The sequence below is a fragment of the Streptomyces sp. NPDC087901 genome, assembly GCF_044742205.1.
In the GTDB taxonomy this organism is placed as follows: domain Bacteria; phylum Actinomycetota; class Actinomycetes; order Streptomycetales; family Streptomycetaceae; genus Streptomyces.
Window position 1 is genome coordinate 63,343 of the sequence record NZ_JBIUUC010000016.1, and the last position, 22,388, is coordinate 85,730.

A 22,388-nucleotide genomic window follows, 5' to 3' on the forward strand; every position below is an offset into this window, starting at 1 on the left:
CCGTGAAGACCACTGAATCCTCCCTCTCCTTCGCCGTTGCGAAGAAGAGCCGTGTGCCGCTCGCCGCGATCGACGCGCGTGGTGGCGAAGCAGCCAGGAAGCTCGGTCGGGTGCATGTCGCCTCCGCCGGTCGCCCCAGCCAGGCATCCACCTTCAACTCCTCCCTCTGATCCCGCATTACGGATCACTCCTCCGGGACGGCCGGTCTGCCGGATCACCCTTCCACGCTGGCTAGACTGGTGGAATGACAGGACCCCTGGTCCCTTTCCGTGAAGTAGTCCTCAAGGTTCACAGCAGGTGTGATCTTGCCTGTGACCATTGCTATGTCTACGAACATGCCGATCAGAGCTGGCGAACCCGTCCGAAAACAATCTCTGACGAAGTCATCTTCCGGACTGCTCAGCGCCTGGCTGAGCATGCCAAGACACATGCACTGCCCTCCGTGTCAGTAATCCTGCACGGAGGGGAGCCTCTGCTGGCGGGCCCTGCCCGGCTGCGGCGCATCTGCGAAGAGCTCACCTCCGCCTTCGACGGCGTGGCCGCCCTCGATCTCCGGATCCATACCAACGGCCTGCAGCTCAGCCCGCGCTATCTCGACCTCTTCAGCGAGTACGACGTCAAGGTGGGCATCTCCCTCGACGGCGACCGCGCGGCCAACGACCGGCACCGCCGCTTCGCCGATGGCCGCAGCAGTCACCCCCTGGTCCTCAAGGCCGTCGAGCTGCTCCGGCAGGAGCGCTACCGCCATCTCAACCTCGGCCTCCTGTGCACCATCGACATCGCGAACGACCCGGTCGCGGTCCTCGACGCGCTCACGGAGCTCGAACCGCCGCTCATCGACTTCCTGCTTCCCCACGCCACCTGGGACGATCCGCCGCCGCGGCCGGACGGATCGCCCACCGCTTACGCCGACTGGCTCCTCGCGGTCTTCGACCGCTGGCAGGAGCAGGGGCGTCCCGTGCCGGTGCGGATCTTCTCCTCGGTCGCCTCCACGCTCACCGGCGGCCCCAGCCTCACCGAGTCGCTGGGCCTCGCGCCGACCGACCTCGTCGTCGTGGAGACCGACGGCCGGCTGGAGCAGGTCGATTCGCTGAAGAGCGCCTACGAGGGCGCGGCGGCCACCGGATTCGACGTCTTCGCGAACGCCTTCGACGAGGTCGCGGCACACCCCGGGGTGCGGGCCAGGCAGCTCGGCCTGGAGGGCGTCAGCGAGACGTGCCGCCGATGCCCCGTCGTACGTTCGTGCGGGGGAGGCCTGTACACCCATCGCTACAACTCCGCGGGCGACGGCGAAGGATTCGACAACCCGTCCGTGTACTGCCATGACCTCGCCGCCCTGGTGCGCGGCATCGAGGCTCGTACGCCCGCGGACACCGTGGCGCCCGCGGTGGCCGATCCGGTCGAACTGCTCACGGCCCAGGAGGACCTCACCCGCACCCTGCTGGCCCGGCTGCACGCGGACCTGGACGGCCTGGGCGGTGAGCGGTGGGCGGCGGCGTGGGAGCTGGCGGCCGTGCTGGAGGGCTCGGAGGAAGGGGCCAGGGGGCTGGACGGCGTACTAGCCCATCCGTACACCCGTACCTGGCTGCTCGACGCGCTGGACGCGCTGCACGAGGCCCGGCCGCAGGCGGCTTCCACAGCCGCGGACGGTCTGCAGACCCTTATCGCTGCGGCCGCCGTACGGGCCGGCCTCGATCTGCGGGTACCGGTGCCCTACCGGGACGGCGGGCTCGTGCTGCCCACCCTTGGCCGGCTGACGGTCGCCGGGCCGGGGGAGCGCGGCACCGTGCTGGTGCGCGCGGCCGGGGACGGGTTCCTGGCCGGTCCTGCCGCCGGAGCGGCGGAGCGGCGGATCCGGCGGTCCGCCGAGGCCGAGCCGGGCTGGCTGCCGGTGCGCGCGTTCGCCCTGCCGGGCGGCCCGTTCCCGGGCCACGGCTTCGTGATCGACGATCTCGACCCGTACCGGGACTGTTTCGGCGCACCCGCCGCCCCCACGCTCGACGCGGTGGGTGCGGGCCGTCTGGGTGACGCGCTCACCAAGGCCTGGGCGCTGATCGAGGAGCGGGCTCCCGCCCACGGTGCCAAGTGCGCGGACGGCCCGTTCCCGCTCACCTTCACCCCGCTCACCGGCCTGACGCCGGGCGAGCCCTCGGTGGGACGGCACGGATACGGCGCGTTCGGTATCGGGGCGGACGAGGAGGCCGGCACGCTGGCGCTCACGCTGCTGCGCGGAGTGCGGCGAGCGAGATTCCGGGCACTTGTGGACGTCACGGATCTTTACGCGGCGGACGGCTCCTGGGAACATCGAATGCCCTGGCGGGAAGAATTGGTTCCGTTTTCCCGGATGCTGGCCGACGTCCATGAACGGCTGGCGCTCGCGGCATTCGATTCCCGGTACCGGGACGGAGTGCCGCAGGCGCTCGATACGCTCGAAGGGGCGGCCGAACTCACCGTCGGCGGAAAACGGTTGCTGGCTCTGATGCGAAAGGAATTCTGAATACAGAATTCCGGTTCGAAGGGGAGGGGGGTCGCAGACTCGGGACAACCGGGAGGAACGGCATCAGACCGCATGCGCGCAGAGGCGTGATCGACGGGGCCCGGGAACAGATGACTGAAAAGTGGCGTTGATTGACCGAACGTCATGGGGGTGGAGCAAGGTCCGCTCCGGAATGATGAATTCGCTCGCATTCTCTTCACTCCTCGGGTGCGGGTGCTCACACAGGACGGGGGTCGTGTGCACGCGACGACGCAGCAGCGAGCGGCGGACCATCGGCCGTACTTCTTCTTGAGTTACGCCCACACACCGGGGTACGGCGGTGGCACGGACCCCGATATGTGGGTCGAGCGGCTCTTCCAGGATCTCTGTGGCCATGTGATGGCCATGACCGATCTGCCCGCGGGCGCACCCGCGGGCTTCATCGACCGCGAGATACGTTCCGGCGAGGGCTGGTCGGAACGGCTCGGCGAGGTGCTCGCCACCTGCCGGGTGTTCGTACCACTGTTCTCGCCGCGCTACTTCGCCAGCGAGATGTGCGGCAAGGAGTGGTACGCCTTCGCCCAGCGCGCCATTCACCACCGGGCCCGCTCCAACCAGCCCGCCGAGGCGATCGTCCCGGCGCTCTGGGTGCCGGTCCCGCCCAGCCAGCTGCCCGGGCCGGCCGAGCGATTACAGTTCAACCACCGTGATTTCGGGGACCGTTACGTCAGTGACGGACTCTACGGGCTGATCAAGCTCAAACTCTTCAACGAGGAGTACGAGCGTGCGGTGTACGAGCTCGCCAAACGCATCGTCAGCGTCGCCGACACGGTGCGGATCGGCACCGGCCGGCCCGTCGACTACCGGCTGGCCCCCAGTGCCTTCGGCTCGACGGGCAGCGGAGCCGGCGGCCCCCGTCCCATGCAGGTGACCATCGCCGCCGCCACCCGCCACGACCTGCCGGAGGGGCGCAACGCCGACTACTACGGCGACAACCCGCAGGACTGGAACCCCTACCACCCGGACGCCGCACGGCCCCTGGCCTATGTCGCCGAGGACCTGGTGCGCTCCCTCAACTACCAGGCCACCATCACCTCCTTCGACGAGGAGGCCGGCCTTCCGGTCGGAAAACAGCCCACCACACCGGAGATCCTCCTCGTCGACCGCTGGGCGCTCCAGGACGAGGACCGGTGCAGACGGCTCGCCGCCTTCGACGCCGAGCACCGGCCCTGGGTGACGATGGTCGTCCCGTGGAACCGCGACGACCACGAGAGCAGGGCCGCGGAGGCCGAACTGGCCGCCAAGCTCGAACAGACCATGCCGACCAAGATGCGCCAGGGCCGTGCCTACTGCCGTGCAGCCGCCAAGGGCGTACCGAGCATGGAGGCCTTCGGTCAGATCCTGCCGCAGGTGGTCGAGGTGGCCGCCCAGCAGTACCTGAGACACGCGGCTGTCTATCTGCCCGCCACCGGCGGCGGAGGACCCACCGAACGGACGCGCTTGATGGGACCGATGGCGCAGACCCAGTACATCCCCCGGACACATGACGCTGCGACGGATGCGGAGGACACGGATGACGGCCAGTCGTGACGGACGCATCGTCACCTTCTACTCGTACAAGGGCGGTACGGGGCGCACCATGGCCCTGGCGAACACGGCCTGGATTCTCGCCGCCAACGGCAATCGGGTGCTGGCTGTCGACTGGGATCTGGAGGCACCCGGACTCCACCGGTTCTTCCACCCGTTCCTCGACCCCTCGACCCTCGGCGCCACCACCGGTGTCATCGACCTGATCACCGAGTACGCCTGGGCCGCGACCAGCCCGGTGCAGCGGGCGGACGACTGGCACCGGGAGTACGCGCGGATCCAGCCGCACGCGGTCTCGCTCACCCCCGAGGCGCTCGGCTGGGAGTTCCCGCAGGGCGGAACGCTCGATTTCGTCTCCGCCGGACGGCAGAACCGCGAATACTCCGCGACCGTCTCCACCTTCGACTGGGACAACTTCTACGACCGGCTCGGCGGCGGCCACTTCTTCGACGCCCTGCGGGACGACATGAAGGCCAACTACGACTACATCCTCATCGACAGCCGTACCGGCCTCAGTGACATCGCCGACATCTGCACCGTCCACCTGCCCGACGTGCTCGTCGACTGCTTCACCCTCAGCGACCAGTCCATCGACGGCGCCGCCTCGGTCGCCCGGCAGATCTCCGAGCGGTACACCGGCCGCCCCATCTCCATCTTCCCCGTCCCGATGCGGATCGACGAGGGGGAGAAGGAGAAGGCGGACGCCGGCCGTGCCCTGGCCCGGCTGAAGTTCGACCGGCTGCCGCGTGACCTGTCGGGAGACGAACTCACCGCCTACTGGGGCGCGGTGGAGATTCCGTACCGTCCCTACTACGCGTACGAGGAGACGCTGGCCACCTTCGGGGACGAGGCGGGGCTCACCAACTCCCTTCTCTCCGCCTTCGAACGGCTCACCTCCGTCATCACGGACCAGCAGGTCACGTCGATGCCTCCGGTCGGGGAAGAGGTGCGGCTGCGCATCCGTGACGCGTTCACCCGCCGCAGGCCCGCGCTGCCCGCCGATCTCTTCCTCAGCTATGTGGCGGAGAACCGGATGTGGGCCGACTGGATCGAGTCCGTCCTCACCCGGGCCGGATTCCGTGTCGTGCCCCGCGACGTGTCCGCCGAGCGGGGGCCCCAGGACGAGGGCGCCACCACGGAGAACGCGGTCCGCACGGTGGTGCTGCTCTCCAGCGCGTACCTCAAGTCGCAGCGCGCGGTGAGCCTCTGGGACCGGGCCGTCGCCGAGGACCCGGGCGGCGGGCGGCGCCATCTGCTGCCCCTCAGAGTCGGTGACGTACGGCTGTCCGCGCCCTACATCGACCGCAACCCCGTCGACCTGTTCCGGCTCGACGAGGTGCACGCCACCGCCGCCCTGTTACGCGCCCTTGACCGGCCCGTACAGCTCACCGACGCGGTCTCGCCCGGCCCGCGCTTCCCCGGCACCGTCCCCCGGATCTGGAACGCACCGCCGCGCAACCCCGGGTTCACCGGCCGCTCCCTGGTCCTGGAGCGGATGCGCGACCAGCTCGGCGGCGGCATGGCCGTCGTGCTGCCTCAGCCACAGACCCTGTACGGACTCGGCGGCGTCGGCAAGACGCAGGTCGCCCTGGAGTACGTGCACCGGTTCATGGCCGACTACGACCTGGTCTGGTGGATATCGTCCGAACAGACCGACGACGTGGTCGCCGGGCTCGCCGAACTCGCCGTCCGGCTGGGCGCCCAGGGCGGCGACGACATGGCCGCCGCCTCCCAGGAGGCGGTCGACCTGCTGCGCCGCGGTGTCCCGTCGGACCGCTGGCTCCTGGTCTTCGACAACGCCGACGACCCCGAACGGCTGCGGCGCTACTTCCCGCAGGGCGGCTCCGGGCACATCCTGGTCACCTCCCGCAACCAGGCCTGGTCCCAGCACGGCGACGCGCTGCCCGTCGACGTCTTCCTGCGCGAGGAGTCCATCGAGCACCTCCAGCGCCGGGCGCCGGGACTGAGCGACGAGGACGCCGCCCAGGTGGCCACCGCGGTGGGGGACCTGCCGCTCGCCGTCGAACAGGCCGCGGCCTGGATCGCGGAGACCGCCACCCCGATCGACACCTATCTGGAACAGCTGGCCCAGCAGGCCCCGGAGGTCCTGGCGCTCAACCAGCCGGCCGGATACCCCGAGCCGGTCGCCGCGACCTGGAACATCTCCATCCAGCGCCTCAAGGAGCGCTCACCCGCCGCGGTGCGCCTCCTCCAGCTCTGCGCCTTCTTCGCCCCCGAGCCGATCTCGGGGAACCTGCTGTACAGCAAGGAGATGATCGAGGCGCTGAAACCGTACGACGCCTCGCTCCAGGAGAAGCTGGTGCTGGGCCGGGTCATCCGGGAGATCGGCAGGTTCGCCCTCGCCAAGGTCGACCAGGTCTCCAACTCCATCCAGGTGCACAGGCTCGTCCAGGCCGTCATCCGGGCCCAGCTCACCGAGGAGGAGCAGCGGGACGCCCGGCACGCCGTCCACCGCATCCTGGCAGGTGCCCGGCCCGATGACGACGAGCCGATCGACAACCCCGCCAACTGGCCGCAGTTCGCCTCGATATGGCCGCACCTGGGCCCGTCGGACGCCCGTAACTGCAAGGAGCCCGAGGCCCGCAGGCTCCTGATCGACCGGGTGCGCTACCTGTGGAAGCGCGGTGACTTCAGGACAGCCACCACGCTCTGCGAGGAGCTGCGCGACATCTGGCGCGAGACGCTGGGGGAGCGGGACATCCAGTACCTCTACCTCTGCTTCCACCTGTCCAACATCTACCGCTCGCGCGGCCGTTACGTGGAAGCCATGGAGCTCGACGAGATCACCCTGGCGACGCAGCGGGAGGTGCTGGGCCCGGAGCATCCGCACACGTACATGAGCACCAGCAGCCTGGCCACCGACCTCGGCACGCTCGGCGAGTACACCAGGGCGATCGAGCTGGCGACCGAGGCCACCGACGGGTTCAACCAGATCTTCCACGACTCCCACCCCAGGGCCCTGGCAGCGGCCAACAACCTGGCGTTCACCCTGCGGTCCATCGGCCAGTACGCCAAGGCCCGCGAGATCGACCAGGACGTCTTCGACCGGCGCCGCGAGGTGCTCGGAGAGGAACACCCGTACAGCCTCTCCTCGGCCATGAACCTGGCCCGGGACCTGCGGGACGTCGGCCGGTACGAGGACTCGGTCGGCATCCTCAGCCGTACGTACGACAGCTACAAGGCCACGCTGGGCCGGTCCTTCCCCGGCACGCTCAGCGCGGCCAAGAGCCTGGCGGTCTCGCTGCGCCGGGCAGGCAGGCTGGAGGACGCCCGCCGGCTCACGGTGGCGACGCGGGCCCGGTACCGGGCCAAGTACACCTCCGCCAACCCGGAGTCGCTGGCCTGCGATCTGAATCTGGCGGCCGACCTGTTCGCGGGCGGCGAGGCGACCGAGGCCCGCGACGCCGCCCAGGAGGTCGTCGACCAGTATGTGAAGGTGCCGGGCGAGAAGCACCCGTACACCCTGGCGGCCCTGAACAATCTGGGTGTCTATCTCTGGGGGAGCGGTGCGGCCGAGGAGGCGGAACAGGTACTGACCCGGGTGGTCGCCTCGATGCGCGAGGTGTACGGGCGGGCGCACCCCAACACGCTGTTCAGCGTGATGAACCTGGCCAATGCCACGGCGGAGCGGGGCGATCTCGACCTGGTGCTGAAGACCGAGCGGGAGCTGTCCACGCAGTTCCGGGAGGTGCTGGGCGCACACCATCCGGAGACGCTGGCCATGAAGTCGAACATGGCGGTCACGCTCGACTCGATGGGGCGCAAGGACGAGGCGCTCCAGGTCAGGATGGAGACGGTCGAGGAGCTGTCCCGGCAGCTCGGTGACGACCATCCGCTCACCCGGATCGCCCGGGACGAGCGCCGGTTCCAGCGCGAACTGGAACCGCAGGCGGTGTGAGCCGCGGGAGCGTCCGGCCTCCGCCGGACGCTCCCGCGTCCGCTGCTCACCCCTCGGACGTGTCCAGCAGCCAGTTGAGGATCCGGGGGAGTGCGTGCAGCGCGTCGAAATGCGCGGCCGCCGGTTCCACCACGACGGTGGCGCCCGGGATGCGGCTCGCCAGCCAGCGGGTGTGCCCGACCGGTGAGAACACGTCCTTCTCGCCGTGCCACAACAGCACCGGACCGGTGATGTCGGCCGGGTCGAATCCCCACGGGCGGCTGAACGCGAGTGCGTCGTCGATCCAGCCGTACGCCGAGGTACGCAGCCCCTCACGGTAGTTGCGCAACAGCATGGTGCGGACGCCGGCGTCGTTGACCACCATCCGGTCGGAGTCGGTCAGCTCCCGGCGCAGATCGTCGATGAGCCGGACAGGATTCTTCCTGATCACCGCGGACCGCGAGATGAACGATTCCGCGAGCCCGGCCGGGTCGGCGGTCGCCGTGGTGTACGCCAGCACATTGGAGGCGGCCATCCCGTTGAACCAGTCGAGGCCCTCGGCGTCCCGGGGGGCCAGTCCGACCAGGGCAGCGGTACGCGTGACCCGCTCGGGCATCAGCGCGGCGCAGGCCAGGGCGTGCGAGGCGCCACCGGACCGGCCCACCACGGCGAACCGGTCGAGTCCGATGTGGTCCGCGATGGCCCGTACGTCCTGGACGGCGTCGGCGACGCTTCTGCCCTGCAGTCGGTCGGAGTCGCCGTATCCCGGCCGGTCGTAGGTGATCAGCTGTGTCTTGCGCTGGTACAGCACCATGCCGCGCGGCGCCGGACCGAGCCTGCTGCCGGGCATCCCGTGCAGCAGGAAGACCGGTCTGCCACGAGGATCCCCCAGCCGCTCCACCACCAGTTGCCGCCCGTCGGCCGCGCGCACCCGACTGCGCACTCCGTGCCTCCTCGCGATTCCTGCGGGCACGACGTGCCCGGCTTTCCCCGCACCTTCCGATGATGACCCATCAGAGCCGTTACCGGGATGGCGCGTGGTGAGAATCTGGGAGGCTCCGGGGCGACGGGCCGGTGCGGGTGCCCCGGGGATGCGCCGGGAATCGGGTCCGCGGGGGCGAATACCGGACAGGACTAGTCCTCACCCGCTGCCGACCCGGCGGTTGCACCGGGTGTTCGCAGAAGGAATCGACAAGGCCTGACCACCGGTAAGTGAACGTGACACGACCGAACCGGTGTTGTCGTGTGTGCGTCCTGAAGTCGGCCTTGTGTGCTATCTGGGCGGTCGGAATAGTGGGCGCCCCATCCTCCGTGTACGGGCGACCCCACATCATCCGTGCGCGGCCCCACAGGAGGTCGAAGTTGAAGCATCGACGCATGTCCAGGAAGCGCGCAGTGCTGGCCGGTTCGGCCGTGGTCGCCCTGGTCGCGGCAGGAGTGACGTTCCAGAGTGCGAACGCCAGTGACGACGTACCGCAGTTCACCGCGCGGACGCTCGACGCGGTGGCGGCCGGAAAGCTCGCCACCGGTCTGGGCAAGGACCTGGGCACAGACGCGGCGGGCGCGTACTACGACGCCTCGTCCAAGAACCTCGTGATGAACGTGGTCGACGAGGCCGCCGCCGAGCAGGTGCGGCAGGCGGGCGGCAAGGCGAGAGTCGTGCAGAACTCGCTCGCCGAGCTGAAGGCGGCCAGGCAGACCCTGACCGGCAAGGCCACGATCCCCGGCACCTCATGGGCCGTCGACCCGGTCAGCAACAAGGTGGTCGTCACCGCGGACCGCACGGTCAAGGGCGATGCCTGGCAGAAGCTCAGCTCGGTGGTCGAGGGGCTGGGCGGAAAGGCCGAGCTCAAGCGGTCCGCCGGGGAGTTCAGGCCGTTCATCGCGGGCGGCGACGCGATCTGGGGCAACGGCGGGCGCTGCTCGCTCGGCTTCAACGTGGTCAAGGACGGCGAACCGTACTTCCTGACCGCAGGACACTGCACCGAGGCGATCTCCAGCTGGTCGGACTCCCAGGGCGGCGCGGAGATCGGTACGAACGCGGGCTCGTCGTTCCCCGACAACGACTACGGCCTGGTGAAGTACACCTCCGGCACCGCGCACCCCAGTGAGGTCGACCTCTACAACGGCTCCGCCCAGCCGATCACCCAGGCGGGCGAGGCGACCGTCGGGATGACGGTGACGCGCAGCGGCTCCACCACCCAGGTGCACGACGGCGAGGTGACCGGGCTGGATGCCACGGTCAACTACGGCAACGGCGACATCGTCAACGGGCTCATCCAGACCACGGTCTGCGCCGAGCCCGGCGACAGCGGCGGCTCGCTCTTCGCCGGCGACAAGGCGATCGGCCTGACCTCGGGCGGCAGCGGCGACTGCTCCTCGGGTGGCGAGACGTTCTTCCAGCCGGTGCCGGAGGCGCTGTCGGCGTTCGGGGCGGAGATCGGCTGACAGCTCTCCCGCAGTGGTGAATGGCCCCCGGCGTCGCCGGGGGCCATTCCTCTGTGTCCGGAAGGCGCGAGGCCCCCGTGCGGGTGAGCCGCCGGCACCCTTGCATAATTTTGCGGGAACGATTCGTCCCGCCGGGGCCGTCGTGGCCCCGACTGAGTCCCGCCCGGCGCCTGCGGTCCGTGGGTCCGGAGTGCTCTTCCCGGAGTGCTGATCGCTTCGTTCACCCTTCAATCGCTGGCGAAATAAGCAGGGTTGGCCTGTTTCCTGTGCTCGGGCACCGTCGTAATATCCCGATCGGGTGGCCCTTCGCGGCTCGCGCGAAGGGGTGCGTGTCGACATGAAAATTGTTGGCAAAGACCGGTATATGTATGCAGGTACCCGCAAAGGCGATGGGAAGACCACCCTGCGCGTGTGCATGCCGTCGCCGTGTGCCGCACCTTTCGGCCGAGGGCGGACCGGCCTTCCGGATTCCGCCACCGATCCACGCGACAGCCCCGTCGGACCTGACTCCGCCTCTGGCGTGGGGTCGACCGTCACGGCCGGTTCACGGCCGCATTCAAGGAGAGAGACATGCGCTACGGAAGCGCCCTGCGCGAGCAGATCCAAACGCCCGGAACCACCCCGCTCGTCGGCATCTACGACATGTACTCGGCGTCAGTGGCCGCCCGGCACTACGACGGCTTCTTCGTGTCCGGGTTCGGTTTCGCGGCCTCCTACTACGGGCTGCCGGACATCGGCTTCATCGCGTGGCCGGACATGGTCGCCTTCGTCGAACGGCTCCGGCTCGCCTTCCCGTCCCACCATCTGCTGGTCGATATCGACGACGGATACGTCGACCCGGAAGTGGCGTGCCATGTGGTGCGGCAACTGGAGCGGAGCGGGGCGTCCGGAGTCATTCTGGAGGACCAGAAGCGTCCGCGCCGGTGCGGCCACGCGGACGGCAAGACGGTGCTGCCGCTGGAGGAGTACCTCGAGAAGCTGAACCTCGTCCTCGAGAACCGGGGGGACCTCGTGGTCGTGGCCCGTACGGACGCCACGGAGGAGGAGGACATTCTGCGCCGAGCCCAGGCGCTCGCGGAGACCGACGCCGATGTGGTGCTGGTGGACGGGGTGCGGGATGTCGAGTGGATCCGCCGGATTCGGAAGGTCATCAACGACAAGCCGTTGCTCTTCAACCAGATCGCGGGCGGTAAGTCGCCGAGGCTCTCGCTGTCCGAACTCACCGACCTGGAATGCCAGGTGGCCATCTACAGCACGCCCTGCCTGTTTGCCGCTCACACCGCCATCGACACCGCGCTCAGCGAGCTGAGGGAAGCGGATGGACGGCTTCCGGAGTTCTCGCCCGGCTCGTCGGTGGGTGTGCGGGCCTCCACCGAACTGCTGGAGAGGAACCTCAGCCGGCACCACCCGGCCGAACCCCGGTTCGTCTCCGCCTGAGGCGGACAGCCGGGGAAGCCGTATCCGGGGGCAGGGGCCCGGGGCGCCCGACCGCGCCGTGCGCGGGTGCCCCGGCAGGCTTCGCGCCCGGTGCCGCATACGGGCCGGCACTGCAGCCGGCCCGTACGGCCGCACGTTCATCACGACAGTCACGGACAACACGTCCGGGAAGCGGGAACAGAGTCACGGACAACACGTCCGGGAAGCGGGAACAGAATAATGGGATTCACCGTGCCCAGGGCACGAGCCACCCTGGCGCTCGCCGTCGGTGTGCTGTGCGCGGCACAGTTCGTGGAAGGTACCGCGTGGGCCGACGCCCCCGACGGAGGCATGGAAACGACACACGGCCCCTCGCTGATCACCATCGACAATTCCAACGCCGACTCCTGGCTGGAGGTCGACAGAACGCTCAACGTGCTCGGACCACTGAGCAGGGGAACGGCGGGCAGCGACCACGACGGTGGCGGGGGCGCCATCGAACAGCACGTCGCGGGGCCTTCGGACGCACGGCTTCAGGCCGCGCCGGTGGAACAGGGCGAGGACGACGAGGAGGACGACCGCGAGGTGGGAGCGGCAGCCGGCGGCGACGACCCGGAGGGCGACGCCGACCGGGATGCCACTCCCGACACCGCACGGAACGCCGGAACCGATGGCACCGGGCCGCAGGAGGCGAGGCCGTGCGGATCCGGGACCGCCACGCCGCAGGAAGGACATCCGGCGTGTCCCTGACCTCGTCCGTGCGCGCGGTGTCGCGCCGCGTCGACCGGTACGTCCTGGCGCTGCTCGCCACCATCGGTCTCGCGGCGTTGCTGCCGGCCAGGGGCGCGTCCGCGGATGCCGTCGGCGGGGCCACCACCGTGGCGATCGGGCTGCTGTTCTTCGTCTACGGTGCCCGGCTCTCCCCGCAGGCAGCCTTCACCGGAATGCGGCACTGGCGGCTGCACCTGCCCATCCTCTGCTTCACCTTTGTGGTCTTCCCCGTGCTCGGCCTGGCGTTCACCGCTCTGCCGGCGTCCGTGCTGAGTTCCGATCTCGCCGCCGGTCTGCTCTTTCTGTGCGTACTGCCGTCCACTGTCCAGTCGGCCGTCGCCTTCACCTCGCTGGCCCGGGGCAATGTGGCCGCCGCGATCTGTTCCTCGTCGTTCTCCAGCCTGCTGGGCGTGTTCCTGACGCCCTTGCTCGCCGCCGCCCTGCTGCGCGGGGCGTCAAGTGGCGGTGTGCGGTTCTCGACGGACCAGATGCTGAGCATCGTGGTGCTGCTGATCGTGCCCTTCGCGCTCGGGCAGGCAGCGCGGCCCTGGATCGCGGACTGGGTCACCCGGCACCGCCGGATCACCCTCGTGTGCGACCGCGGATCCATCCTGCTGGTGGTCTACTCCGCTTTCAGTCAGGGGGTCGAGGCCGGAATCTGGGGACGGCTCTCCCCGGCGCGGCTCGGCGTGCTGCTGGTGCTGTGCGCGCTGCTTCTCGCCCTGGTGCTGGCCCTGACCGCTCTGGTGACCAGGAGGCTTGGCGTGGGGCACGAGGACCGTGCCACCGTCGTCTTCTGCGCCTCGACCAAGAGTCTGGCCAGTGGCCTGCCCATCGCCGGCGTCCTGTTCGCCGGGAAGGACGTAGGACTGGCCGTGCTCCCGTTGATGCTCTACCACACGCTTCAGCTCATGGTGTGTGCCGGCATCGCCCGTCGCTGGAGCGGGCCCGCGGTGACGGACCGACAGCGGCCGGCCGTCTCTCCCGCCCCGGCCTCCACGGTCTGACAACGACCGGGGCCCGGGCGACGGTCACTCGAGTTCTCGCGGTTGTCGTCACATCCCGGAGAGGCCCGGCACGGTGCGGTGCAGGCCGCCGCGGCCCCGGGAAACCCGGGAGTCCCGGGCCACGGCATGGTGGCCCGGGACTCCGAGCGGCGGGGCCGGTCAGGCGGACTGGGCCAGTCTGCCGGCGCCCGTCTTCGCCGGTGCGACTCCGAAGATGTCCACCGCGTGGTAATACGTCCAGGCCGTGGCGTTGCACGAGGTCAGCTTCGCGCCGGAGTAGGCGGTGCAGACGCGCTTGAGGTCCGAGTAGAGGGCGGAGTCGAGACGGGCCTTGTTGGCGGAGAACGTGCCGGCGGCCTTGTAGTTGCGGTAGCCGAAGTCGTGGCGGGCGCAGGCCGTCTGGAAGGGGAAGCCGAACGGGTTGTCGGGCGAGGTGCTGCAGTAGTCCGTCGACCAGTCGAAGCCGTAGGCGGCCCAGGAGCCCTGGTTGTTGCGGGCGGCGTTCCAGGTGTTGTAGCTGGAGGCGCTCGTCTGGGTCCATGAGCTGAGGACCTGGGGCTTGTCCGCAGGGGCGGCCGAAGCGGATGCGGCGGGCAGCAGGGCGAGCGGGAGCGAGAGGGTGACGGTGCCGAGCAGCATGGCGACGTGGCGACGCATGGCAATCTCCGTGGGGTGAGAAGGAGTTGGGGTGGCCGTGTACCTCGTGGGGTCATGAGGTCGCCCCAGGATGCCGTCATGCACCTGTCATGCCTAGTCGTTGCGCCGACTGGACGCCGAGAATTGCAGTGTTCGTCGAGCGATGGCCATGGGAACGCCGCTGCCGCCCCCGCCCATGACGGGGGCGGCAGCGGCAGCGAAGGGCGGTGAAGAGTGCGGACGGTTACCGGGCCGCTCCTCCCGTCACGTCAGTGTCGAGCCGCCGCCCGCCGTTCCGGCGAGCGGGGCGTCCGCCGCCTCCGGCTTCTTCCGCATCGCCATCAGCAGGGTGATGACCGTGCCCACCACCGCCCACGCGGAGAGCACCAGCAGCGGCCCGGTCACCGCGTTGCCCCTGAAGTACGCGATCGAGCGTGCCGTCCAGGTGGAGGCCCCCGGCGGCAGGGCGGGGCCGATCGCCCGCCAGAAGTCCGGGAGCATCGGGAGCGGGAAGGCGCCGCCCGCGCTCGGGTTGCCCGCGATCACGACGATCAGGACGGCCAGGCCGATGCCGACGATGCCGGTGAGCGCCTCCAGGGCGAGCGTGATCATGCCGACCGCGAAGACGGTCAGTGCGCCCAGGCCCGACATTCCCCAGAAGGATCCGGGCAGGGCTCCGAGGATCGGGCCGATGATGATCGCGCCGCCGATCCCGCCCGCGATCGAGTACAGCGCCATGACGCCGGTCCGGATCACCGCGCGCTGACGGTTGGCGGGACGGCTGCCCGCGCTGATCGCCAGGATCGAGGCGCAGAGGTAGCCGCCCACGCACCAGCCCACGGCCAGGTAGAACGAGGAGAGTCCGTCGAAGTCCTGGTCGGAGGCCGGGGCCACGTCCACGGCGCGGGCGGTGCGGTGCTGGGTGAGCTCGGCCTCCTTGATGATCTTCGTCAGGGAGGTGGCCAGGACGGTGCCCCCGCCGGAGGCGACCAGCACGGTGTCGGTCGTGCCCCTGGGATTGACGATCAGGGCGCCGTCGATGTCGCGGTCGAGGATCTGGCGGCGGGCGGTGGCCGCGTCGGTGACCGTGCGGGGGTCCAGGGGGCCGCCGGGGAGGTTCTTCAGTTCGGTGACGAGCTGGGCGGACACCTGCTGGGGTGCGACGACGCCGAAGGGGACGTCCGTCGGCTTCGGATTGTGGAGCGCTCCGATGTAGGACGCGATGAACAGCAGCTGCAGTGCCAGCACGCCGATGACGAGCAGTGCGGCCCGTGGAGTGACGGCGTTCTTCACCTCGTCGACGAAAGTCATGCCCCCACGCTCCGGGGTGTCCGACGTTCACGCAGGCGGGGCCGGGCCGAATGGCTGAGGGGTGGGGGAGATGGCTCACGCTCGAATATCGTACGAATGTTCGAAACTTGGTCTATGGTGGAGAGCGAGGGGGTGGTGAGTACGGATCGGTTCAGGAGGTGCGGGTGCCCGGGTTCACGCATCTGCATACCGTTTCCGGGTTCTCCCTGCGGTACGGGGCCTCGCACCCGGAGCGGCTGGCGGAGCGCGCCGCCGAGCGCGGGCTGGATGCCCTCGCGCTGACCGACCGCGACACCCTGGCGGGTACGGTCCGGTTCGCCAAGGCCTGCGAGCGGGCGGGAGTGCGGCCGCTCTTCGGGGCGGAACTCGCCGTGGCCCCCGCTGGGCGCGCGGAGGGCGACGGGCGTACGCACCGGCTGCGGACCCCGGTCCGTGGGGGTGCCTTTGTCGATGAATCCGCACCCAGGACCACCTTCCTCGCCCGCGACGGCGCCCAGGGCTGGGCCGAACTGTGCCGCCTCGTCACCGCCGCACATGGAGCCGTACCCGACGGCGGCCGCCCCCTGCTCGACCGCTCCGCACTGCCCGCCGAAGGGCTCACCGTGCTGCTCGGCCCCGCCTCCGAGGTGGGCAGGGCACTGGCCGCCGGCCGACCCGACCGGGCCGCGGCCCTGCTCGCCCCCTGGCGGGAGGTGTACGGCGACGACCTGCGGCTCGAAGCCGTCCACCACGGCCGCGACGGCACCGGACCCGGTTCGCTGCGGCTCGCCGCCCGTACCGTCGGCTTCGCCGCCGAGCAGGGGATACGGGCCGTGCTGACCAACGCGGTCCGGTACGCCGACGCGGGTCAGGGCCCGGTCGCCGATGTGCTCGACTCCGCCCGCAGGCTCGTCCCCGTCGACCCGCGCCGCTCCCCGCTCGACAGCGGGGAGCGCTGGCTCAAGGACGCCCACGCCATGGCGGAGACCGCCGAGCGGATCACCTCCGCCGCCGGACTCGGCCCCGGTGCCGGGGCGCGGCTGCTCGCGGAGACCCGGCGCACCGCCGACGCCTGCGTGGTCGACCCCCGGGGCGACATCGGCCTCGGCTCGGTCCACTTCCCCGAACCGCACCTCGTCGGCGCGGACCGCCGTACCGCCCAGCGGGTGCTGGCCTCCCGTGCCGCCGCGGGCATGGTGCTGCGCGGCTACGACCGCAGGCGCGAGTACTGGGACCGGATGCACCACGAGCTGGACATCATCGCCCACCACGGCTTTGCCTCGTACTTCCTGACGGTTGCTCAAGTCGTGGATGACGTACGGGAGATGAAGGTCAGGGTGGCCGCGCGTGGCTCCGGGGCCGGCTCCCTGGTCAACCACCTCCTCGGCATCGCCCACGCCGACCCGGTCGAGCACGGGCTGCTGATGGAGCGCTTCCTGTCCAAGCGCCGCTTCGTGCTGCCCGACATCGACATCGACGTCGAGTCCGCCCGCCGCCTCGACGTCTACCGCGCGATCATCGGCCGCTTCGGCGCCGAACGGGTCGCCACCGTCGCCATGCCCGAGACCTACCGGGTGCGCCACGCCATCCGCGACGTCGGCGCCGCACTCTCCATGAACCCGGCCGAGACCGACCGGCTCGCCAAGGCCTTCCCGCACATCCGGGCCCGCGACGCCCTCGCGGCCATGGAGGAACTGCCCGAGCTGCGCGAGGTGGCGAGGACGAAGGAGAAGTACGGGCGGCTGTGGGAGCTGGTGGAGGCGCTCGACGCACTGCCGCGCGGCATCGCCATGCACCCGTGCGGGGTCCTCCTCTCCGACGCCTCGCTGCTGCGCCGCACCCCCGTCATGCCCACCAGCGGCGAGGGCTTCCCGATGGCGCAGTTCGACAAGGAGGACGTGGAGGACCTCGGGCTGCTCAAGCTCGACGTGCTCGGTGTACGGATGCAGTCGGCGATGGCGCACGCGGTCGCGGAGGTGAAGCGGGCCTCCGGACAGGAGGTGGACCTGGACGGGGTGCCGCCGGGCGACCCGGAGACGTACCGGCTGATCAGGACCGCCGAGACGCTGGGCTGTTTCCAGATCGAGTCGCCCGGCCAGCGTGATCTGGTCGGCAGGCTTCAGCCGGCGGATTTCCACGACCTGGTGGTCGACATCTCGCTGTTCCGGCCCGGCCCGGTCGCCGCCGACATGGTGCGCCCGTTCATCGAGGCCCGGCACGGCCGGGCGCCGGTCCGCTATCCGCACCCCGACCTGGAGGGGCCGCTGCGCGAGACGTACGGGGTGGTGGTCTTCCACGAGCAGATCATCGAGATGGTCGACATCATGACCGGCTGCGGCCGGGACGAGGCCGACCGGGTCCGGCGCGGGCTCTCCGACCCCGAGTCGCAGGCCCGGATCAGGGTCTGGTTCGCCCAGCACGCGGCGGTGCGCAAGTACAGCGCCGAAGTGATCGCCCGTGCCTGGGAGATCATCGAGGCGTTCGGCAGCTACGGCTTCTGCAAGGCGCACGCGGTGGCCTTCGCCGTACCGACGTACCAGTCGGCCTGGCTGAAGGTGCATCACCCGGCGGCCTTCTATGCCGGGCTGCTCACTCATGACCCGGGGATGTACCCGAAGCGTCTGCTGCTCGCGGACGCGCGGCGGCGCGGAGTGCCGGTGCTGCCGCTGGATGTGAACCGGTCGGCGGCCGCCCATCGAATCGAACTGGTGTCTGACGCAGGGGAGAGGGAGGAGGCCTGGGGGCTGCGGCTGGCGCTCTCGGACGTCCACGGGATCAGTGCGGCCGAGGTCACCCGGATCGAGGCCGGACAGCCCTACACCTCGCTGCTGGACTTCTGGCAGCGGGCCCGTCCGGGGAAGCCCGCCGCCGAACGGCTGGCGCAGGTCGGCGCTCTCGACGCGTTCGGCGCCAACCGCCGCGATCTGCTGCTGCACCTGTCCGAACTCCACCGTGCCCAGCGGGGCGCGGGCTCCGGCGGCTCCGGCGCGCAACTGCCGCTCGGCGGCGGGCACCGCACCGGCTCCATCGGCCTGCCCGACCTCAACGAGGCGGAACGGCTCAGCGCCGAACTGGGCGTGCTGAGCATGGATGTCTCACGCCATCTGATGAGCGATCACCACGCCTTCCTGAAGGAGCTCGGCGCGGTCTCGGCCAAGCGGCTGCGCGAGGCACGGCACGGGGACACCGTGCTGGTCGCGGGCGCCAAGGCGGCCACCCAGACCCCGCCGATACGCTCCGGCCGCCGGGTCGTCTTCACCACCCTGGACGACGGTACGGGCCTGGTCGACCTGGCCTTCTTCGACGACAGCCACGCCTCCTGCGCGTACACCGTCTTCCATTCCTGGCTGCTGCTGGTACGCGGAGTGGTGCAGCGGCGCGGGCCGCGGAGCCTGAGCGTGGTCGGCGCGGCCGCCTGGAACCTGGCGGAGCTGGCCGAACTGCGGCGCACCGGCGGGCTCGACGCGGTCGCGGCCCGGCTGGCCCAGGTGCCTGCCGAGGCGGCCGCACCGGAGAAGGAGAAGGAGGGGGAGGAGGAGGCGTCCGCCGCCGACGACGGCCGCCGGATCCGGATGCCCACCGGCTACGAGATGAACCCCTGGTCGGACCTGCAGCCACCCGGCGAAGGGGCGCCCACCGGAAGGAAGCTGTGGCACCAGAGTCCGGGGAGTGCGGGATGAGCGAGCAGTCCGGCATCCTCTGCCTGCGGTTTCGCCGGGTCGGCGGCGGTCTCCCGGACGGCGCCGGCTACGCGGGGCTGCTCGCCCTGCTCGGTTCGTTCACCCCCCTCGTCGAGGCGGCCCCGCCCGACGGGGCGCTCGCCGATGTCCGTGGCGCGCTGCGCTACTTCGGGCAGGACGTGAAGGGGCTGGCCTCGGTGATCCGGGTCCGCGCGCTGGCCCTGCACGGGGTGGACTGCGCGATCGGGGCCGCGGAGAACCCGATGCTGGCCCGGATGGCGGCACGGCAGGCCGCACCCGGGACGACCTTCGTGGTGCCCGCCGGCGGGGCAGCCGCCTTCCTCGCGGACCGGCCGGCCGCCGCGCTGGACGGCGTCGGGGCGGCGACGGCCCGCACGCTGTGCGGATACGGGCTCGACTCCGTCGGCCGGATCGCGGCCGCCCCGCTCGGCACCTTGCAGCGGATCACCGGGGTACGGACCGGGCGCGAGCTGTGGGAGCGGGCGCACGGCATCGACCGTACGAAGGTCGTGCCGAACGCCGCGGCCCGCTCGCTCGCCGCCGAGCGGACCTTCCCGCGCGACGAACTGGACCGGGAGCGTCAGCGGCGTGCACTCATGTCGCTCACCGAGGAGCTGGGGGCGAGGATGCGCGGCGAGGGGCAGGTGTGCCGCTCGCTCGCGGTCTCCGTGCGCTATGCCGACCGGACCGGATACTCGACGCTGACCCGCAGCCGTACGCTCCGCGAGCCCACCGCGCACTCCGCGGAACTGACCGCGCTCGCCTACCGGATCCATGACTCGTTCGCCCTGCAGCGGGCCAGGGTACGGGGGATCGCGCTGCGCGCCGAGGGGCTCGGCGATGCCGGGCGGGCCGCGCACCAGCTGACCTTCGACCCGGTCGACGAACGGGCGCGGCGGGTCGAGGCGGTCGCGGACCGGCTGCGGGCCAGATTCGGTCCGCAGGCTGTGATGCCGGGGCGACTCGCGGCCTGACCTGCCCGTCGGCGACTGTCCTGAAGCTACGGTTACTACCGCGTCAGTTTTTACCGACGCGTAACTTCCCACGCAACCTTACTCATGCGTAAGTTGGCATGAGCACGTAGAACGTCGTCAGAACTTGTGGTCCGGGCCGCAGGGTGCACAGACATCGCAACTCCCTTGAGCCGCAAGGAGACCACACGATGCTGCCCTGGACCCGTGCGTCGCGTACCCCACGTGCGCGGACAACCCTCGCCGCACTGTTCCTCGCCGTCGCCGCAGTCGCCACCCCCACGGCCACTGCCGCTGCAGCCACCCCCACCGCCACTGCCACGGTCACCTCCCGTGGCTGGAACGACTACTCCTGCAAGCCCTCCGCAGCCCACCCCCGGCCCGTCGTACTCGTCCACGGGACCTTCGGGAACTCGGTCGACAACTGGCTCGTCCTCGCCCCCTACCTGGTCAACCGGGGCTACTGCGTCTACTCGCTCGACTACGGGCAGCTCCCCGGAGTGCCGCTCTTCAACGGCCTCGGCCCGATCGACAAGTCGGCCGGACAGCTTTCCGTCTTCGTCGACAAGGTGCTCGCCTCCACCGGAGCCCCGAAGGCCGATCTCGTCGGCCACTCCCAGGGCGGCATGATGCCGAACTACTACCTGAAGTTCCTCGGCGGAGCGGCCAAGGTCAACGCCCTGGTCGGGATCGCGCCCGACAACCACGGCACCACCCTCCTCGGCCTGACCAAGCTGCTGCCGTACTTCCCCGGCGCCGAGGACCTGCTCAACGCCGGCACGCCCGGACTCGCCGACCAGGTGGCCGGATCGCCCTTCGTCACCAAGCTCAACTCCGTGCCCGACACCGTGGCCGGCGTGCACTACACCGTCATCGCGACCAAGTACGACGAGGTCGTGACCCCGTACCGGACACAGTTCCTGAACGGGCCGGACGTACGCAACGTCCTGCTCCAGGACCTGTGCCCGGTCGACCTGTCCGAGCACGTGGCGATCGGGACGATCGACCGGATCGCCTACCACGAGGTGGCGAACGCCCTGGACCCGGCGCACGCCACCCCGACCACCTGTGCCTCGGTCATCGGGTAGGGACCGGCCCCTGACCGGACCGTCCGTCAGAGTCCGCGCCGGGTCGCTGCGGCGGCCCGGCGACGGACCGAGACCAGCAGCGCGCCCGCGCCCAGTGCGATCGCGGCCGCACCGCCCATGGCCAGCCGGCTCGTGGCGGCACTGCCGCCCGTCTCGGCGAGGTTGTCGGCCCCTGCGACGGGGACATCGCCCGACGCGCTGTCCGGCTCCGGGGCATTGGCCGGAGCCGTCGCCCCGGCGGCCTCGGTGACGGTCGCGGCCGTATCGGCGTCGTCGTCACCGTGGCCGCCGTGCTCGACCGAGGACTTCCGCGCACCCTCGGTGATCTCCTGTTCGGAGGGCGCCGACGCGGACGGCGCGGGCACGGCGGCGACCGAACCGCTGCCGCTCGCGGCGCTGCCGCCCGTACCGCCGAAGACCACGTCGGAGCACGCGTAGAACGCCTCGGGGGAGTCCGACCGCTGCCAGACGGTATAGATCAGCTGGCGCCCCGAGCGCTCGGGAACGGTGCCGTCGAAGACGTACGAACCGTCCACCAGCTCCGGGTCGGTGGCCTCGGCGAACGGCTTCTCCTCCAGGTCCGACCACTTCAGCGGTTTCGCCGGGTCGTAGCCGGTGGTGGTGAGATACAGCGCGAAGGACCCCTTGTGCGGGGCGGTGGCCCGGAAGCGGAAGGTGTGGGAGCCCGCCTTCATATCGGTGGCCGGCCAGTCGGCGCGCGGCAGATCGAGCCCCTTGAACTTGTCGTTGCCCGCGCTGCACAGCTTGCCGTCCGAGATCAACTGCCGATGCTGCCCTGCCGCGTTGGCGATGTTGACGCCGTTCCAGTCGTACAGCGCCTGGGTGCCTCCCGCCGCGACCGCGGCCACGCACGCGGCGGACCGCGGGTGTTCCGGACCCTCGGCGAAGCAGGCCGAGACCCTGCTGACCGGGTCCGTCAGCGAGCCGTGCGCCGAGGCCGGCGCCGCGGTCAGGGCGGTGAGTACGAGCGGCGTCGCACCGAGTGCGACGACAGCGGCGGCCCTGCGGCGGGCGGGAGTGATGGCAGGCATGGCGGGGTACTCCTTCAGCGGTCCACGGCGGTGTGCGGGGCGTCCCG

General features: G+C 70.6%; 15 protein-coding genes. 11 read left to right on the plus strand and 4 right to left on the minus strand.

The window, feature by feature from the left end; translation table 11 throughout:
• Positions 1-2: 2 nt before the first annotated feature.
• The 4 genes from fxsA (at position 3) to fxsT (ending at position 7,982) form a co-directional block, all read left to right on the plus strand.
• On the plus strand, positions 3-170 hold the full coding sequence (gene fxsA, locus ACIOEW_RS34430; protein ID WP_219571751.1) for an FxSxx-COOH cyclophane-containing RiPP peptide: 168 nt from the start codon (positions 3-5) through the stop codon (positions 168-170).
• 74 nt (positions 171-244) lie between these two features.
• A complete protein-coding gene (gene fxsBH, locus ACIOEW_RS34435; protein ID WP_401968834.1) occupies positions 245-2,497 on the plus strand; it encodes a radical SAM/SPASM protein FxsBH, inactivated beta-hydroxylase extension form in 2,253 nt (750 codons plus the stop codon).
• 213 nt (positions 2,498-2,710) lie between these two features.
• Complete coding sequence (fsxC, locus tag ACIOEW_RS34440; RefSeq protein ID WP_362548801.1) at positions 2,711-4,066, plus strand: FxsC protein; 1,356 nt, start codon at positions 2,711-2,713, stop codon at positions 4,064-4,066.
• Positions 4,050-7,982 carry an FxSxx-COOH system tetratricopeptide repeat protein gene (fxsT, locus tag ACIOEW_RS34445; protein WP_401968836.1) on the plus strand — a complete coding sequence of 1,311 codons (3,933 nt, stop codon included), beginning with the start codon at positions 4,050-4,052 and terminating at the stop codon, positions 7,980-7,982. The genes fsxC and fxsT overlap by 17 nt, the downstream gene beginning before the upstream one ends.
• 46 nt (positions 7,983-8,028) lie before the next feature.
• On the opposite strand, the gene ACIOEW_RS34450 is transcribed toward fxsT, so the two are convergent.
• Positions 8,029-8,904 carry an alpha/beta fold hydrolase gene (locus ACIOEW_RS34450; RefSeq protein ID WP_401968839.1) on the minus strand — a complete coding sequence of 292 codons (876 nt, stop codon included), beginning with the start codon at positions 8,902-8,904 and terminating at the stop codon, positions 8,029-8,031.
• A gap of 419 nt (positions 8,905-9,323) precedes the next feature.
• On the opposite strand from ACIOEW_RS34450, the gene ACIOEW_RS34455 reads away from it, so the two are divergent.
• The 4 genes from ACIOEW_RS34455 (at position 9,324) to ACIOEW_RS34470 (ending at position 13,603) form a co-directional block, all read left to right on the plus strand.
• Positions 9,324-10,409, plus strand: coding sequence for a S1 family peptidase (locus ACIOEW_RS34455; RefSeq protein WP_401968842.1), 1,086 nt, complete (start codon positions 9,324-9,326; stop codon positions 10,407-10,409).
• Positions 10,410-10,979: 570 nt separating this feature from the next.
• The gene (locus ACIOEW_RS34460; RefSeq protein ID WP_362548721.1) at positions 10,980-11,846 is read left to right on the plus strand and encodes an isocitrate lyase/PEP mutase family protein; all 867 of its coding nucleotides are present in this window, start codon (positions 10,980-10,982) and stop codon (positions 11,844-11,846) included.
• Positions 11,847-12,077: 231 nt separating this feature from the next.
• Complete coding sequence (locus ACIOEW_RS34465) at positions 12,078-12,575, plus strand: hypothetical protein (protein WP_401968845.1); 498 nt, start codon at positions 12,078-12,080, stop codon at positions 12,573-12,575.
• Positions 12,566-13,603 carry a bile acid:sodium symporter family protein gene (locus ACIOEW_RS34470; RefSeq protein WP_401968848.1) on the plus strand — a complete coding sequence of 346 codons (1,038 nt, stop codon included), beginning with the start codon at positions 12,566-12,568 and terminating at the stop codon, positions 13,601-13,603. Before ACIOEW_RS34465 ends, ACIOEW_RS34470 begins: the two co-directional genes overlap by 10 nt.
• Positions 13,604-13,762: 159 nt before the next feature.
• Here ACIOEW_RS34470 and ACIOEW_RS34475 read toward each other — a convergent pair whose 3' ends face one another.
• Both ACIOEW_RS34475 and ACIOEW_RS34480 read right to left on the minus strand, forming a co-directional pair.
• A complete protein-coding gene (locus ACIOEW_RS34475) occupies positions 13,763-14,260 on the minus strand; it encodes a phospholipase (RefSeq protein WP_362548712.1) in 498 nt (165 codons plus the stop codon).
• Between the two features lie 243 nt (positions 14,261-14,503).
• On the minus strand, positions 14,504-15,550 hold the full coding sequence (locus ACIOEW_RS34480; RefSeq protein ID WP_401968851.1) for a DUF3533 domain-containing protein: 1,047 nt from the start codon (positions 15,548-15,550) through the stop codon (positions 14,504-14,506).
• A gap of 164 nt (positions 15,551-15,714) precedes the next feature.
• On the opposite strand from ACIOEW_RS34480, the gene ACIOEW_RS34485 reads away from it, so the two are divergent.
• The 3 genes from ACIOEW_RS34485 (at position 15,715) to ACIOEW_RS34495 (ending at position 21,289) form a co-directional block, all read left to right on the plus strand.
• On the plus strand, positions 15,715-19,209 hold the full coding sequence (locus ACIOEW_RS34485; RefSeq protein ID WP_401968852.1) for a DNA polymerase III subunit alpha: 3,495 nt from the start codon (positions 15,715-15,717) through the stop codon (positions 19,207-19,209).
• Positions 19,206-20,204, plus strand: a complete 999-nt coding sequence (locus tag ACIOEW_RS34490) for a hypothetical protein (protein WP_362548704.1) — start codon at positions 19,206-19,208, stop codon at positions 20,202-20,204. The genes ACIOEW_RS34485 and ACIOEW_RS34490 overlap by 4 nt, the downstream gene beginning before the upstream one ends.
• 188 nt (positions 20,205-20,392) lie before the next feature.
• On the plus strand, positions 20,393-21,289 hold the full coding sequence (locus ACIOEW_RS34495; RefSeq protein WP_401968854.1) for an esterase/lipase family protein: 897 nt from the start codon (positions 20,393-20,395) through the stop codon (positions 21,287-21,289).
• Positions 21,290-21,315: 26 nt separating this feature from the next.
• Here ACIOEW_RS34495 and ACIOEW_RS34500 read toward each other — a convergent pair whose 3' ends face one another.
• A complete protein-coding gene (locus ACIOEW_RS34500; RefSeq protein ID WP_401968855.1) occupies positions 21,316-22,341 on the minus strand; it encodes a lytic polysaccharide monooxygenase in 1,026 nt (341 codons plus the stop codon).
• Positions 22,342-22,388: the final 47 nt, after the last annotated feature.

Excerpts from the sequence above, each read along its gene's own strand:
- ACIOEW_RS34495 (WP_401968854.1), top strand. The coding sequence starts at position 20,393 with ATGCTGCCCTGGACCCGTGCGTCGCGTACCCCACGTGCGCGGACAACC.
- ACIOEW_RS34460 (WP_362548721.1), top strand. The coding sequence starts at position 10,980 with ATGCGCTACGGAAGCGCCCTGCGCGAGCAGATCCAAACGCCCGGAACC.
- fxsBH (WP_401968834.1), top strand. The coding sequence starts at position 245 with ATGACAGGACCCCTGGTCCCTTTCCGTGAAGTAGTCCTCAAGGTTCAC.
- ACIOEW_RS34490 (WP_362548704.1), top strand. The coding sequence starts at position 19,206 with ATGAGCGAGCAGTCCGGCATCCTCTGCCTGCGGTTTCGCCGGGTCGGC.
- ACIOEW_RS34480 (WP_401968851.1), bottom strand. The coding sequence starts at position 15,550 with ATGACTTTCGTCGACGAGGTGAAGAACGCCGTCACTCCACGGGCCGCA.
- fxsT (WP_401968836.1), top strand. The coding sequence starts at position 4,050 with ATGACGGCCAGTCGTGACGGACGCATCGTCACCTTCTACTCGTACAAG.
- ACIOEW_RS34500 (WP_401968855.1), bottom strand. The coding sequence starts at position 22,341 with ATGCCTGCCATCACTCCCGCCCGCCGCAGGGCCGCCGCTGTCGTCGCA.
- ACIOEW_RS34475 (WP_362548712.1), bottom strand. The coding sequence starts at position 14,260 with ATGCGTCGCCACGTCGCCATGCTGCTCGGCACCGTCACCCTCTCGCTC.